Origin of the sequence: Halomonas sp. H10-59 (genome assembly GCF_040070555.1) — a bacterium.
Taxonomy (GTDB): domain Bacteria; phylum Pseudomonadota; class Gammaproteobacteria; order Pseudomonadales; family Halomonadaceae; genus Halomonas; species Halomonas litopenaei.
In genome coordinates this window covers 3,455,047-3,469,060 of sequence record NZ_CP098828.1, presented here as the reverse complement: position 1 = coordinate 3,469,060, position 14,014 = coordinate 3,455,047, and the positions used below count along the sequence as shown (strand labels likewise).

Sequence of the window (14,014 nt, the reverse complement as noted above, 5' to 3'; positions counted from 1 at the left end):
ATGTAGATAAGGGCCGGCTTGTATAGTCGTGATGCTATTGCAAAGACGTCTCCCAGGCGCATCTGTCAGTTTATGCGATGGGTGAGCGTGATATTCATCGTGCCAAGGGAATGGTCATGAAAGATAAGCGTGCGCCTGTAACTCCAGTGTTTTATCGCGGAGCGTCAGCGGCTCTGTGTGTCGTCGTTCTAAACGGCTGTACCGGTATGGCCGAGACGGGCCCTGCAGCCGACGTGCCCGGACAGCCAGAAAGCACCAAGACCAATGTGCTGGAAGCAGGAGCCAGTGCATTGCAGACCGATGCACCGACGGATCAGCTCAATATTTATCTTGTTGGCTTCCATCCCATGAAAGATGAGCCAAGCCATCAATTCGAAGCGCATCATTTCTGCCAGCAGGTCAATGAAGACTTCATGCAGTGTGCGCTTTACGATGGAAATACCGCGGATGCCCACCTCACCGGGGTGGAATACATCATATCCGAAAGCGTTTTTGAGAGCCTGCCTGAAGAAGAGAAGCAATATTGGCATCCCCATAACGGGGAGATTCTGTCTGGCCAATTGGTCGCGCCCAACCTGCCTGAAACCGCTGATCATGAGCTGATGCAATCCAAGATGAACAGCTATGGCAAGACGTGGCACACATGGAGCAGTTCACACAGCGATGAAGAAGACCAGGCCTTGCCACTGGGTAAGCCCAATCTGGCTTGGTCCTTTAATCGTACCGGAGAGCCGCAGCCGGGCCTGGTCGAAGATCGAGACCAACGTATGGGAATCGACACAGAAGAGCGGCGTCAGGCCCGGCAAGATCTGGTGCCGCTGGCCAATCCCCAGTCGGGTGTTGATGTGTTGAAAGGGGCGTTTCCCAGGTCAACCCAGCCCATTCCTGGTGTGGAAGCCAAGACCAGTGAGTGATGTTGACGTTCACAGCTTTACCGGTCGGCTGCGCTGATGTTTCGCGTGGCGCTGACCATCCCCTTGATGTCGGTTTAACTACCGGGTTGACGCATGCCGCGCTACAAACGCTACAGGCGGCCCACAGGAGGGTGTCGCGTCGTGTTGTTGCCTTGGCGGGGCTCGGAGGAGGGGGCGTCGCGTGGCAGAGGTTTAGTGCTGGCTCAGTTCAAGACGATAACCTTGTTGATAGACGCTCTTGAGTCGGTGGTTCTGTTGCCCATCCAGCTTCAGCTTGCGCCGAAGGCCGCTGATGTGGGTGTCGACGGTACGGGTATTGAGGTCACCACTGACGCTCCAGATTCGCTCAAGCAGATAGGCGCGCGTGAAGAGCTGACCGGGATTTTGGAGAAACAGGGCAGCCAGCCGATATTCCCGATCGGTGAGCTCGACGATATCGCCATGTAGGCGGATGATCCCTGCCGTCAGGTCGAGCTGGAGGGGGCCGCATTCGAACAGCGTCGTTCCAACGCTGTCTACGTGACCTAGCCGGCGACCCAGGGCTTCAATCCGAGCCCTGAGCTCGGGGACCCGCAGCGGCTTGTGCAGAAAGTCATCGGCCCCTGCCCCGAGGGCTCGGACGACGTTGTCTTCGGCGTCGTCGGCAGTAATGAACAGCACCGCGCCCGGCCACTGATACGCATTGCGCAAGGTCTCAAGCACTTCGAACCCATCGACCTCCGGTAAACGCCAGTCGAGCACCAGTAGCTCGAAACTTGTGTTCTGCATTGCCCGAAACAGGTCGTGGGCCGTGGTGAAGGGGGTCAGCGTGGCTGTGCCGTCGCCTAGCGCCGCGGCGATCAAAGCCTGCTGGTCGGGGTCGTCTTCGAGGATAGCGATGCGCATACCGAAGTTTCCTGTCTTGGTGCCTCGCAGGAGCAGGTTTGACAAAGTTTCACAAACCTACATCCAAAATTAGCATATACCGAATAGGTAAGTGCTCAAACGTTTGGAGATGCGTCGATGAAGACCTTGTGGTGCAAGACTCCTGTCCTGCTGGTCCTGGCGGTTGGGCTTGTTGCGAATCAGGCAATGGCGCTGGAGTCGCCTGCCGGCAAGACGGTACTGGTGGTGAGCGGTGACATCACCCAGACCAATGTCGGTGACGAGGCACATTTCGACATGGCCATGTTGGCGAGCCTCGAGCAGGGCGAGATCGTGACACAGACTCCCTGGCATGAGGGGAAGGTGTCTTTCAGTGGACCGCTGGGCGTCGCCTTGCTGGCGGAGGTGGGAGCACAAGGGAGTGATCTGCGCGTCACCGCGCTGAACGATTACGCCGCCGATGTGCCGGCCTCTGACTTTGCTGAACATGGGGTCGTGCTGGCGACCCACAAGAATGGTGAGCCGATGAGCATTCGCGAACAAGGGCCTCTCTTTATCGTCTACCCGTTCGATGACAATCCAGATCTACTTACCGAGACCTATCTCACCCGCTCCGTCTGGCAGGTAGCCGCCATTGATGTATACGACAACTAGTCGATGAAGGAGGCGCGCGGTCTCAAGTTATCCGCGGCAGCGGCACTTTTGCTGTTCGCGGCCTGTCTTGTCATCGGTGTGACCGCTTTCCAGCGTCACGATCGACTGCGACATGAAGGGCTGGAGAACGTCACCTGGGCGATCTATCAACTGGATCGTCAATCACGTGAAGTCGAAGTGGCGCTGGAGCAGGTGGACAGCCAGCTGACGCACGGCGTATCAGGTACTCGTGGCGAGCTTTCTTCCTGGACCCGGCTGATGGAGCGTTTCGACATTCTCTACGGCCGGATAAAGCTGCTGCAGCAAGGACAATATCGAGAATATCTGGCTTCACAACCTGAGCTCCTCGAAGCATTGTGGCACCTCGATGCCCGCCTTGAAGATATTGATGTACTGCTGCAGCCACTCTACCAGGAAGCGCTGGCACCGCTGCCTGCTCAGCGCCGGCAATTGTCACAGCTGATCAGCGCCATGCGTGACGATGCGGAACGGTTGCTGCTCGACCATAACAAGGCGCTCGCGAGCGTTCGTGAACAGACCCGGCAGGGCATGCTGCGGGTGTACGTCCTGCTGTTCGTGCTGATGATATTGATCATGCTGGCAGGAACTTATCTTGTCATGGCGCTGTGGCGCCAGGCGCGCTCTCGTGCTCGCCACGGTGAGCGTCTGCAGCAGCAGTCTCAGGAACTTCAGCGTGCTGTGCAGCAGGCAGAAGCGGCGAGTCAGGCCAAGTCGGAATTCATGGCGATCATGAGTCACGAGGTCCGCACCCCGCTCAATGGTGTGGTGGGCATGCTCGATGTGCTCGAGGATGAGCCCAGCCAGGAAAAGCGTGAGCAGCACTTTGCGACCCTGAGGGAAAGCACCGCCTCGCTGCGCGCGGTCATCAATGACGTACTGGACTACTCGAAGATCGAGGCCGGACGTCTTGATCTTGACCATTCTCCATTTCCCTTGACGCGGATGGTCGCGAGGCTTGCCGAAGGATATCGATCACGTCAGACCAGAGACGTGTCGTTTATCGTGCAGTTAGGTGATGACTTGCCTGCGGTGGTGATCGGTGATGCGACCCGCCTACGACAAGTGCTGATGAACCTGATGGACAACGCCTTCAAGTTCACCCAGGCGGGCAGCATTACGCTCGCTGTCCGATCGCGAAAGCCTGCGTCGATCATCTTCGAGGTGCGTGATACTGGAGTCGGCATCGACAAACAGGCCCAGGCCGCGCTTTTCGAGCCATTCACGCAAGTGGATACATCTCTGTCGCGCCGTCACGAGGGGACCGGTCTTGGCCTGGCGATTTGCTACCGGCTGATAGAAGCCATGGGGGGAAACCTTGAATTGAACAGCATGCCGGGCCTGGGCAGCGTCTTTCGCTTTTGTCTTCCACTGAGCGCCGCCGAGGGTGTCAGCGAGCGTCTGCTCGACGATCCGTCTGAAGCACTGGCCTCACGACATCTGCTGGTGGTGGAAGACAACCCTGTCAACCGGGATCTGGTGGCCGCTTTGCTCAAGCGCCTCGGTCAGACCTTCGACCTTGTCGAAGACGGAGAGCAGGGGCTGGCTGCGATGAAGTGCAAGGACTATGACCTGGTGCTGATGGATATGCAGATGCCCTGCATGGATGGCGTGGAGACGACTCGGCGCTTTCGTGCCGAAGAGGGCGAGGGCCACCTGCCTATTGTGGCCATGACGGCCAATGTCATGCCGGAGCATCGGCAGGCATGTCGTGATGCGGGAATGGACGACATTCTGAGCAAGCCTTTCACGCGGCTGGAGCTGGCCGATGTCCTTCGCGCTTACCCACCCAGGCGCCGTCAGGCTGCTTTGCATGTCGTGCCTTTTGACTACGCGCCCGAGCAGGTTGCCGATGTTGACGCCGCCAGGCCCGTGCAGGATCACAGCTGCGTCGGGAGGGGCGGCCTGGATGCTGACACCGTGATCGAACTCAAGCAGAGCCTGGAGCATGAGACGTTGAAGTCGCTGCTCGCAGCGTTTTTCTCTCGACTCGATGGTCGGGTCGAAGCGTTGCGCGAGGCTGTCGATGGCAGTGACCGTGAGCGGATCAAACGCGAGGCGCACTCGCTCAAGGGCGCGGCGGCCTCGTTGGGGTGTCGGCAGCTTGCCGCGGAAGCGGCGCGCCTGGAGCAGTTGGCGCCGAAGGCAAAAATGTCGCACTGTCGCGAGCAAATTGCCCGTATCGAGCGCGGGGGTAGTGACGCGGTTTGCCAATGGCGTGGCAGGGGTGTCGATCTGTCCTGAGCGGCCTAGCAGCACCGATGCATAAGGTCTTGTCGCAGTGTCATCGGCGATGGACCTTGGCGTTCGAGTGTCCCATGTCAGGTACCGAGGAGGCGGGGACCGGCGTCCGCCCCAGGTTTGTCTGAGGACAGTGTGTGAGTTTGCTGGTGTCCGGGCCGCTGGTCTCGACATGCCTCAGGCGGCCTGGCGCCTGCGCCGTCGGTGCAAGGTGGACGCCGCCACTCCGAGTTGCCGGGCGGCGCGTTCTATACAGCCGTCGCAGGCTTCCAGAGTCGCTTCGATGGCCGCGTCTTCTATCTGGCGCAAGGTCATGCGACCTGGGCTGAAGTGTATACCGACGCCAGACGGCGCTTGCGAGGGCGGGAGTGCGGACGGAAGGCGCTCGTCATCGTTCAGCATCAGGTTGTTGACCGTTATCGCTTTTCCGTCGCATAGCAGCAAGGCGCGCCTCAGACGATTTTCCAGTTCTCGGACATTGCCGGGCCAGTCGTGCTGCTGGATCCAGTTTCTGGCCTCCTCATCCAGGGGGCAGACTGCGATACGTTCTTCTCTGGCCAGCGACTCCAGCAGGTGATCTGCCAGCATCAAGGCGTCCCCTTGTCGCTCGCGCAGGGGTGGCAAGGCAAGACTCAGAACGTTGAGACGGTAATAGAGATCCTCCCGAAACGCCCCCTCTCGCACGGACTGCGCCAAGTCTCGGTGGCAGGCGGTGATCACCCGGCAATCGACACGAACGTCTCGCGTGCTTCCCACGGGAGTGATGGTGCCGGTCTGAAGTGCGCGCAACAGCTTGGCCTGGAAGGGAAGTGGCATATCGCCGACTTCGTCGAGAAACAGGGTGCCCTGGTCGGCCGCTTCGAAGAAACCCTTGTGATCCCGCGTGGCCCCACTGAAGGCTCCTTTGACGTGACCAAAGAGCATGGATTCGATCAGTGCCTCGGGAAATGCTGCGCAGTTAACGGCCACAAACGGACCGGAGGATCTTGGGCTGCAGTAGTGCACACTGCGCGCTGCGAGTTCCTTTCCGGTCCCGCTTTCTCCGTGTAGCCACAAGGGAGAACGCGACTGCGCCAAGCGTGGGATGAGCGTGCGGAGGTGTTGCATGGCGGCGCTCTGACCGATCAGCAGATTTTCGGGGGCATGGTCGCCGGGGCCTTCGCCGTGAACTGCAGTCTGTACCTTGTGCACGAGCTTTGCGGTCCACTGCAGCAGCGTCTGACAGCCGAGCGGCTTGGTCAGACGTATCGCCTCGCCGCATCCGGCCTCCTGGTCGTTCAGGCGGTCGGCGGACACCATCATGCAGGCGACTGGGTGTTCAAGGTCACGACAGGTGGCCATGACTTCGATACCGGTCATGTCGGGAAGGTGGTAGTCCAGTACCACTACGGCAGGGCCTTGGTGGCTGACCAGCCTGGCGACGGCTTCACTACCGCTGTGGCAGACGGCCACGTGGTGGTAACGCGTGGCCAGGATGGTCTGATAGAGGTGAGCGGTATCGGTGTCATCCTCGACTACGATGATCAGCACTCCAGGCTTGGGGAGACATGTGGTTGAAGTAAGGTGATGCTCCTGCGCATTGTAAGACGTCATGGCAATACCCTTGGCTGGCTCTAAGCCGGTTTCAGAGCTTGTACGAGTTGTCACTCGAGGTGCTCTTTGGATGCGTGCGTCGCCATCTTTCAGTGCGCCGTCCGATCAGCGCTTGGCGATCGGGTTTGATGACACCGATGGCTTCGGTATGAACGGGTGTACCGGTTGCCGCAGCCTTTCTGATTCGTACAAGAGTCAATTGCCACCCTAGCCAGACTCGAAGCAGCTTTCCTTGTTTTAAAGGTTGCTTTAACAGTGTTTGACATTGTCTGGGATTTGGCTGGTACTCCATTCGTAGTTATTCCACTTTGAGTACTGAATTTCTCATTATTGCTAGGGCAAGTTATTGCTACTTCGCTGTTTGTTCGTTGGAAAGCACGTCCTCTGAGCTCTCGGCATCCAGGTTCAGCGTGGTATTGATCTTTGACAGGGCGTTGGCCTCGGCTTCATTAGTCTGATGGTTTTCGGTCATGATCAGACCCTCTGCCCCATCGCCCAGAGTCATTTCGATCTGTTGCCAGTTGCCCACGGCGATCGACGTGGAATTGTTGTTGACGATGGCACCGGCATTAATGCTGCCGCTGCCGCCAGATCCTGAACCTCCACTACCGTTATTGCGACGCCGTGCCTCCTGCAGGATGAGGGAACCCTGGATGCTGGCTCGCGCGGGGAAGTCGTAGGGGTAGGGGCCGACGAGCGGATCTCGATCTCTCGCCTCAGCGGGGCCACCGGCAGATAGAAGCGCTGCGCCAAGGGCTGCGGCCATCCAGCTGGCCCATCGCCGAGAGGGAAGGGCACCAGAGTCGAGGGGGAGGCAGTCAATGTCGGAAACATGTCGGTTAACTGTGCGTGTCATGAGAGAACTCCCAGGGCATCCGTGGAGGCCACGGATGCCCGAGCCAGGGTTGAGATGAGGAATCAGAAGTTGCCATCCACCTTGACCGACAGGTTGTTGCCCACGGCGGTGGCGGTGGAGGATACGGCGGCGGTATCGCCTCCTCCCATACCGTTGATGCCGTTGAACAGCACACCGTCGGCAGTGGCAGTGCTGGTGACCAGTGCCACAGAGAGCTGTTCGTTGTTGGTGATGGCGAAGGCGTCGTTGTCAGACAGGGTGGTCAGGTCGACGGTCATGTTGTTGCCTACGGCCGTTGCGTCAACGTCTACTGTGGCGTTGAGGATGGCGAGTGCCGAGGCGGTCGCGGTGACGGCACCAGGCAGCGTGGCATCCACCAGTTCACCGGTCAGCGGCGTGCCGACTGAGGCGTCGAGCCCCGCGTACACCTGAGAGTTGTCGGTTTGGGTCGACACATCGGACTCGATCGCGGCGTTGTTACCCACTGCGGTCGCGATGCTTTCTACCGCCGCCAGGTCTTCAAAGGCGTTTCCATCGAGCAGCGGTATGATGGTGTTGTCGACGGCGGTGACCAGGCTAGTGGCGCTGATGGTGCCCAGGGCGGTCTGGTCATTTTCGGTCATGTTCAGGCCTTCGGGGGCGACATTGACTTCAGACAGCGCCGAAGTGTCGACCGTGCTGTTGACCGTGGCATCCCACACCCAGGTCACCGAGTCGAAGGCCAAGGCCGAGGAGGCTGACATCAGACCAGTGAGGGCGATAGCAGCGGACAGTGCGGTTTTTTGCTGAGTTTTCATGACGGCGTTCCTTGTTTTTTCGGATGTTTTCAAGCCGCAGGGTAATGCCCGTCTGCCACCTGACACGCTTGGGTGTCGTTGATCGGCAGGCCGAGCCCTTCCGTCAGGATCTGGTATGCAGCCATTTCCACGACGGATCGAACACCGAGCTGGAGAGGTTCGTTCCTCACCGTCCCGGCATCGAATTCCACGAGCTGATTGTCGAAGAAGCGATAGACGCCCGCTTCCACCTGGTTGCCGACAATCTGCTTTTGCAAACTGGTGACGTAGACGGTCTGAAAGGTAGTGGCGTCCACCACTCGGAGATCCAGGCCTACGTTGATGACCGCTTCTCGGTTGCTTGCGCCTATTAGTCCTACATAAAGGCGTGCCCCCTGGGTCAGGATGTTGTAGTTGAGCTCGGTGAGTGCGCCGAGAATGACGTAGTTGACGGGCTGCACGTTGAGCGCTGCGGGCGCGCGCTGCATGGCTCCGGCATCCTTGAGCTGGCGCTCGGCTAGCGGAATGCGAATGTCGAGGCGCTCGGCCAGGCGTACCTTGCGCGTCTTGTAGAGCGCGCTGATAAGCATTTCAGACACGCCCTGGGTCAAGGTGCGGCTCTCGGTGATGGTCGAGTAGCTGACTTGGCCGGTCCGGTCGAGGATCTGTCCTACGCTGACCACTGGCAGGTTTTCACCGGGTTGTTGGCTGAGTGCGCTCAGGCAGCGGGTGTAGGGCGTGTGGTTGGTCATCACTCGCGAGCCTTCACGGGGTGCCACGGGATCGGTACCGATGGAGGCGCAGCCACCCAGGGTTGCAGTGAGTGCTAAGGCGGTGGTGAGTTTGTGGGGCAGCGAGACCTTCATCCTGGCGTCCTCCTGTGATTGACATGGCTATTGCTCAAGTCGTGCCAGAAAGACCAATTGGTCTTTTTATTCAATAGGTTGGGGTAGTGAATGGCAGCGAGGAGATGACTTGAGGTAGCCGTGTTCGGCCAACCGAAGCGTTTTGCTAGAGGGAAAGCGTGGCGAATCGCCAGACTCTGGCGTTTTGCACGACTGAATTAGGAGAAACCGTCGTACACATGCGGCGCGCGATTGACAGGAGTGCTGGGCCGAGAGCAGGACGAAAGCGTGGGTGATTGCCGCCATCGCCTGGCCGTACCGGACGATGCCAATGTCGATCACGCAGGCTGATTTCGTGTAAGTGATTAATAATTCAGTTTTTTATCGGATCTTGATGATGTTTTTTCGATCGTCCCGAGGACCAGCAGCGCAACGTGCGAAAGTTCTGTTGCCATGCTTTAAAAAGGTTTGACAAGGCGCGGCGAGCCGTGAGACGATGCTTCTCGTTGGTTAGCAAGTCGTATATTTCAGTAGTGATCGAATCATTCGGTAGCCTGGCAATATCCCCCTTGTTATATCCATATTTCTGGGATGACACCCGGCAAACTGTAATGACAACGCTCTGCGTTAAGGAAATCGATCATGGCAACTGGCACAGTTAAGTGGTTCAACGACGCTAAAGGTTTCGGCTTCATTTCTCCGGCCGACGGTGGTGACGACCTGTTCGCCCACTTCTCCGAAATCAAGGCTGAAGGTTTCAAGTCCCTGCAGGACGGTCAAGAGGTCTCTTTTGACGTGACCCAGGGCAAGAAAGGCCTTCAGGCTTCTAACATCAAGGTTATCTAACTTCTAGTTAGCTGACTAAGATGAATGACAAGACCCGCTTCGGCGGGTCTTGTCGTTTTTGTGTGGGTAACGTTTTGTCTCACGCCGTGTTATCGCAAGCGGCGTTCTCTCTCCCTGGCCTTTCCGTCAGACGCCGGTCCGCCGGGGCTGGAGGTACAGCGATCCGTCACTGTGATGGATGACGAGCGTCGCGATTTCCTGCTCATGGCGGGTTTGGCGGCTTCATCTCGCCATTCCCGACTGGCATGGCGAGCCTTGCAGAGATCGATACACCAGATTTTCTGGGGATGCTGGTGGTAGGGGGCCGTCTACCGATCCTGGGGCAGCTGGAAATCGTTGAGTCTTTGTCATTGGGCAGGTCACCTAGGTGCCGGCATTGTTCAAGGCACAAGTGCGGAGGACAGCCCCTTCACTTCGAACAGGAAAAGCAGGGCCTTGAGCATCCAGAACCCGAGTACGGAGGCGTACAGGGTGTAGAAGAGGCTAGATACCTTGCGGGATCTGAAACCTTCTATCTTGTTCAGGTGGCAGTGTGGATAGTGGGCAACCTGGTCCCCCAGTGCATTGATGTATTCAGATAGCTGGACGTTTAACCGAAGAAAGACCCAGCTTGCGACGATGGGAATGAGTTCGTACAGCAGGGTGCTCAAGGACGCATCGCCGGCCGTGGGCGAAGCATCGCCTCGGTTCAGGCCGATGATGGCGGCCGTGGCAGTCGAAAAAAGGGCGAGCATAGCGAAGCGGATGTTGCCGTAGTGGCGTAGCGAGGCCAGTAGCTCTCTGTATTCCTCACAACCAGCTCTTCTAACGTCGGATTGTTCGCACATCGGCCAGGCCATCTTGAAATTTGCTGCGCGCTGTACCGCTCACCCCGGGGAGCGGTGTCCGGGAAGTATAGCGGAACGCATGCGAGCCAAGGGCCGATGTTGGCGATCAAGGCGCATGCCAGCTGCCGGAAGGGCATTTGCGCACCAATCTTGCAGAAAAGGCTGGCGTTTAGCTAAAGCTCTCGACGATTCTCGCACCGTCTGGTGGTCTGACGATTCCTGCCTCCGGCGCCTGTTCCGGCCTCTGTTCCATGTCGATCCAAGCGCTTCCGTACATTGGGCGTCACGTTTTACGCAACTTTACGCAAGGGTGCGTAACGTTATCAGCGAGCTCGAGGCATGGGCTGCGACAGCCTGATCAGGTCCTGGCCCTCTGGCTGGGTCGCTCTCTTTTCGATTGGCGTACCATCCGCACCAGCAACCACACCGACAGGGCCAGCATTGCCAGTGCGATGGGGGAGGTCAGCAGGAAGAAGGGATCGCCGCCGGAGGCGGTGAAGGCGCCGCGCACCAGGCCTTCCAGGGTGGGGGCGAGCAAGAAGCCGATGACGAAGGGCAAAATCGAGATCTCGAGCCTTCGCAGGGCGTAGCCGATCAGCGCGAACACGCAGGCGGTGACGAGGCCAAGATAGCCGCCGTCCTGGACATAGGCGGCGGTCAGCGAGATGGTCAGGATCACCGGCAGCATCACGTCCTTGGGGATGCGCACCAGGTAGCCCAGCAGGCCCATCAGCACGCCGCCGATGGTCCAGTTGAAGGCATTGGCCAGCACCATCATGGTGAAGATGCCGAAAGCGGTCACCAGGTCCTTGTTCAGCAGGGTGCCGAAGCCTTCGATTTCCTGGATGGGGGTGAAGCGAAACACCTGGGGGCCGAAGGCGAAGTCGCCGATGGTCTCGACCGCCAGGATGATGAAGACGGCGGCGAAGTTGCCAGGGATACCGAGGCTCATCACCGGGATCAGGTTGGCGCCGGACACCGCCGAATTCGCCGATTCGGTGGCAACCACGCCGTCCGGGGTGCCGTGGCCGAATTCATCCGGGGTCTTCGAACGACGCTTGGCGGTGTCGTAGCTCAGGGTGGCGGCGGTGGTGGTACCGATACCGGGCAGGGCGCCGATCATGGTGCCGATACCGGCGCCGCGCAGGATGGCCGGCAGCATGGCGCCGCGCTCTCGCCAGCGCAGTTTCGGGCCCATTTGCGGCGGCTTGGGCGGGGCGGCGTTGTGCTGCCTGGCTCGACGCATGTCCTCGATGCTGATCAGCACCTCGGAGAGTACCAGCACGCCGAGTACGGCGGAGGTCAGTGGTAGACCGCCGCCGAGTTCAGGGATGCCGAAGGTCAGCCGCGGGCCGTTGCCAGACAGGGTCGAGCCGACCAGCGACAGAAACATGCCGAGCAGACCGCCAATCAGCCCCTTGAGCGGTGCCTGGCCTACCACCGCGGCCATGAAGCACAGCGACAGGATGATCAGGGCCGACTTCTCGGGCAGCCCGAGGACACGCTCCACCGCCACGGCGATGACCGGGGCGGCGATAAACAGCACCAGGTCGGAGATGTTGTCGCCCATCACCGAGGCGAAGTGGGCGGTCTGTACCGCCTTGCGGCCCTGGCCCCGCTGGGCCATGGGATGGCCGTCCAGGGTGGTGAGAAAGGCGTCGGGGGTGCCCGGGGTATTGAACAGTATCGCGGGTACTGCACCGCCCACCGTGGCCCCCTTCATGATCCCCACCAGGCAGCCCAGCACCGGGTAGAGCGCTTCGTTGGTGTAGCCGAAGATCGACACCAGCACCGGCAGGGCGATGGCCATGGCGAAGGGGCCGGACATGCCCGGTGTGGCGCCGATCAGGATACCGACCACCACGCCGATCAGCGTCATCGCCAGCGGCATCAGCCAGAGTCCGCCCTCGGCGGTGTGAAAGACCGAGCTGACCCCGAGCCCGATGTATTGCAGCAGCAGCTCCATGGAGAATCCTCAGAGGTCGGCGTTGGGAGGAAGCTGGACGTTGTCGATCAGTCCGTCGAACAGCAGCACCAGGGCGCCGGCGGCGGCCAGTGCCACCAGCACATCCCACCCTCTCAGTCGGTGGCGGGTGGTGTGGATATAGCCGCAGGTCAAAAGGGTGGCACCGACGAAAAAGCCGGAGATATCGAAGGGAAAGGTGCCGGAAGCCGCACGGTAACCGCTGTAGTCGGTAAGACCCACGGCGTTGGTGAGCGTGACCTGCAGCGGTCCGGTTGCGTTCATCGCCAGCAGGCTTACGGCCGTCACGATGATGGCACGCAGCAGGAAGGCGAGGTTGTCGGGGGAGATGCGTCCCACCGCTTCGCCGGCGGACGGCGGGTGCGAGCGCCGGGCGCCATGACGGAGTTCGCTCAAGATCAACAGGCTCGCCAGCAGGGCTATCAGGCCCACCAGCAGCACCGGAAAGAAGGCATCACCTGGCACGGTACGTCCGGTGAGGTTTTGTTCGAGAAAACCGCTGCCGATATCCCGGGGGAACCACAGCGTCACGCACAAAAGGCAGAACCCCAAAAGGCCGATGCCAAGCCACAGGTTCCAGCGGCCGCCCCGGGCTGGGGCGGCCTGGCGACTGGCGTCGCTCATTTGGCCAGTTCCTGCATCATTGCCACGTTGGACTCATAGGTGGTCAGGATCTGCTCGCGCAGCGCCTCGCCCTGGGTGACGATCGGCGCTGGCGGGTACTGCTTTTCAATGAACTGGCGGGTTTCGCTTTCGGGGTCGGCGAGGATTTCTGCAACGGCCTCGGCGATCTCGTCACGCACTTCGTCATCCATGCCGGCAGGGGCGGTGATGATGTACTGGTAACCGAGATTGAGGTCGATCCCCAGGTCCTGGAGGGTCGGTTTTTCCGGCGCCAGGGCCACCGGTCCCTGCTCGGCGGAGGCCAGGATGTTGAGCTGGCCGGCTTCGACCAGCGGCTTCTGTACGCCGCCACCCCAGCCCACGTTGGCATCCATTGAGACCAGGGCGTTCAGGGTGCCACGCCCGCCCTTCATGCGCAGGTGGTTGACCTCGATACCGAGTTGGCGAGCCACGATTTCGGCACCGGCCTCGACCTGGGTGCCCCAGTTGGCCCAGACGATAGGCTCTCCTGCGGACGCGGCGGCCCTAAGGTCGTCAAGGGTCTGCCAGCCGCTGTCGGCCCGGGCCAGTACCGCCATCTGCGAGCCGGCGGTGGTGGTGATGTAGGTGAAGTCCTCGGGCGACAGGTTGTCGCTGTTCATCGGTGCAAAGTCGTAGGTGGTGGTGATCGCGAAGCCCAGCGTCTGGCCGTCGGGCGTTTCGCCCTTGAGTTGCGCCGACATTACGGTGCCGTCCTCGCCGGCCTTGTTCTCGGGGATCACCTGCCAGCCTCGGGTGGCTTCCAGCTCCTTGGCCAGGGTGCGGCCCTGGACATCGGTGCCCCCGCCGGCGCCATAGCCGATCCACAGGCGGATGGGGCCGTCCGGGTTCCACTCGGCCAGGGCCGGGCCAGCCAGCATTAGGGTTGAGGCTGCGGTAAGAAGAATGCGTTTCATGGGACTCTCCGGTGTTGTTGTGGTTGTGTGGCTCGAG

Annotated in this window: 13 protein-coding genes; 4 read left to right on the top strand and 9 right to left on the bottom strand. The window is 60.1% G+C overall.

The window, feature by feature from the left end; translation table 11 throughout:
• Nucleotides 1–116: 116 nt before the first annotated feature.
• Complete coding sequence (locus tag NFG57_RS15075; RefSeq protein WP_348814662.1) at nucleotides 117–914, top strand: OBAP family protein; 798 nt, start codon at nucleotides 117–119, stop codon at nucleotides 912–914.
• 192 nt (nucleotides 915–1,106) lie between these two features.
• Here the strand turns inward: NFG57_RS15075 and NFG57_RS15070 are convergent, their stop codons facing one another.
• Nucleotides 1,107–1,799, bottom strand: a complete 693-nt coding sequence (locus NFG57_RS15070) for a response regulator transcription factor (RefSeq protein WP_108133670.1) — start codon at nucleotides 1,797–1,799, stop codon at nucleotides 1,107–1,109.
• A 117-nt stretch (nucleotides 1,800–1,916) separates the two neighbouring features.
• Here NFG57_RS15070 and NFG57_RS15065 point away from each other — a divergent pair, with 117 nt between their 5' ends.
• Together NFG57_RS15065 and NFG57_RS15060 are read left to right on the top strand one after the other, a co-directional pair.
• Nucleotides 1,917–2,432, top strand: coding sequence for a hypothetical protein (locus NFG57_RS15065; protein ID WP_348814661.1), 516 nt, complete (start codon nucleotides 1,917–1,919; stop codon nucleotides 2,430–2,432).
• 3 nt (nucleotides 2,433–2,435) lie between these two features.
• Nucleotides 2,436–4,694 (top strand): ATP-binding protein, encoded by a 2,259-nt coding sequence (locus tag NFG57_RS15060; RefSeq protein WP_348814660.1) that lies wholly within the window; start codon nucleotides 2,436–2,438, stop codon nucleotides 4,692–4,694.
• Nucleotides 4,695–4,868: 174 nt separating this feature from the next.
• Here NFG57_RS15060 and NFG57_RS15055 read toward each other — a convergent pair whose 3' ends face one another.
• The 4 genes from NFG57_RS15055 to NFG57_RS15040 all read right to left on the bottom strand — a co-directional run bounded on the left by NFG57_RS15055 (nucleotide 4,869) and on the right by NFG57_RS15040 (nucleotide 8,782).
• Nucleotides 4,869–6,284, bottom strand: a complete 1,416-nt coding sequence (locus NFG57_RS15055) for a sigma-54 dependent transcriptional regulator (RefSeq protein ID WP_083970521.1) — start codon at nucleotides 6,282–6,284, stop codon at nucleotides 4,869–4,871.
• A 349-nt stretch (nucleotides 6,285–6,633) separates the two neighbouring features.
• Nucleotides 6,634–7,050 carry a hypothetical protein gene (locus tag NFG57_RS15050; RefSeq protein ID WP_045993823.1) on the bottom strand — a complete coding sequence of 139 codons (417 nt, stop codon included), beginning with the start codon at nucleotides 7,048–7,050 and terminating at the stop codon, nucleotides 6,634–6,636.
• A gap of 152 nt (nucleotides 7,051–7,202) precedes the next feature.
• Nucleotides 7,203–7,970 carry a hypothetical protein gene (locus NFG57_RS15045; protein ID WP_348814659.1) on the bottom strand — a complete coding sequence of 256 codons (768 nt, stop codon included), beginning with the start codon at nucleotides 7,968–7,970 and terminating at the stop codon, nucleotides 7,203–7,205.
• A complete protein-coding gene (locus NFG57_RS15040; RefSeq protein ID WP_045993825.1) occupies nucleotides 7,967–8,782 on the bottom strand; it encodes a CsgG/HfaB family protein in 816 nt (271 codons plus the stop codon). The genes NFG57_RS15045 and NFG57_RS15040 overlap by 4 nt, the downstream gene beginning before the upstream one ends.
• Nucleotides 8,783–9,403: 621 nt before the next feature.
• Between NFG57_RS15040 and NFG57_RS15035 the strand changes: the two genes are divergently transcribed.
• On the top strand, nucleotides 9,404–9,607 hold the full coding sequence (locus NFG57_RS15035) for a cold-shock protein (RefSeq protein ID WP_045993826.1): 204 nt from the start codon (nucleotides 9,404–9,406) through the stop codon (nucleotides 9,605–9,607).
• A gap of 380 nt (nucleotides 9,608–9,987) precedes the next feature.
• Here the strand turns inward: NFG57_RS15035 and NFG57_RS15030 are convergent, their stop codons facing one another.
• From NFG57_RS15030 to NFG57_RS15015, 4 genes are all read right to left on the bottom strand, one after another.
• The gene (locus NFG57_RS15030) at nucleotides 9,988–10,446 is read right to left on the bottom strand and encodes a hypothetical protein (protein ID WP_157033093.1); all 459 of its coding nucleotides are present in this window, start codon (nucleotides 10,444–10,446) and stop codon (nucleotides 9,988–9,990) included.
• 346 nt (nucleotides 10,447–10,792) lie between these two features.
• A complete protein-coding gene (locus NFG57_RS15025) occupies nucleotides 10,793–12,400 on the bottom strand; it encodes a tripartite tricarboxylate transporter permease (protein WP_348814658.1) in 1,608 nt (535 codons plus the stop codon).
• A gap of 9 nt (nucleotides 12,401–12,409) precedes the next feature.
• The gene (locus tag NFG57_RS15020; protein ID WP_348814657.1) at nucleotides 12,410–13,042 is read right to left on the bottom strand and encodes a hypothetical protein; all 633 of its coding nucleotides are present in this window, start codon (nucleotides 13,040–13,042) and stop codon (nucleotides 12,410–12,412) included.
• Nucleotides 13,039–13,977 carry a tripartite tricarboxylate transporter substrate binding protein gene (locus tag NFG57_RS15015; protein WP_045993830.1) on the bottom strand — a complete coding sequence of 313 codons (939 nt, stop codon included), beginning with the start codon at nucleotides 13,975–13,977 and terminating at the stop codon, nucleotides 13,039–13,041. Before NFG57_RS15015 ends, NFG57_RS15020 begins: the two co-directional genes overlap by 4 nt.
• Between the last annotated feature and the right edge of the window lie 37 nt (nucleotides 13,978–14,014).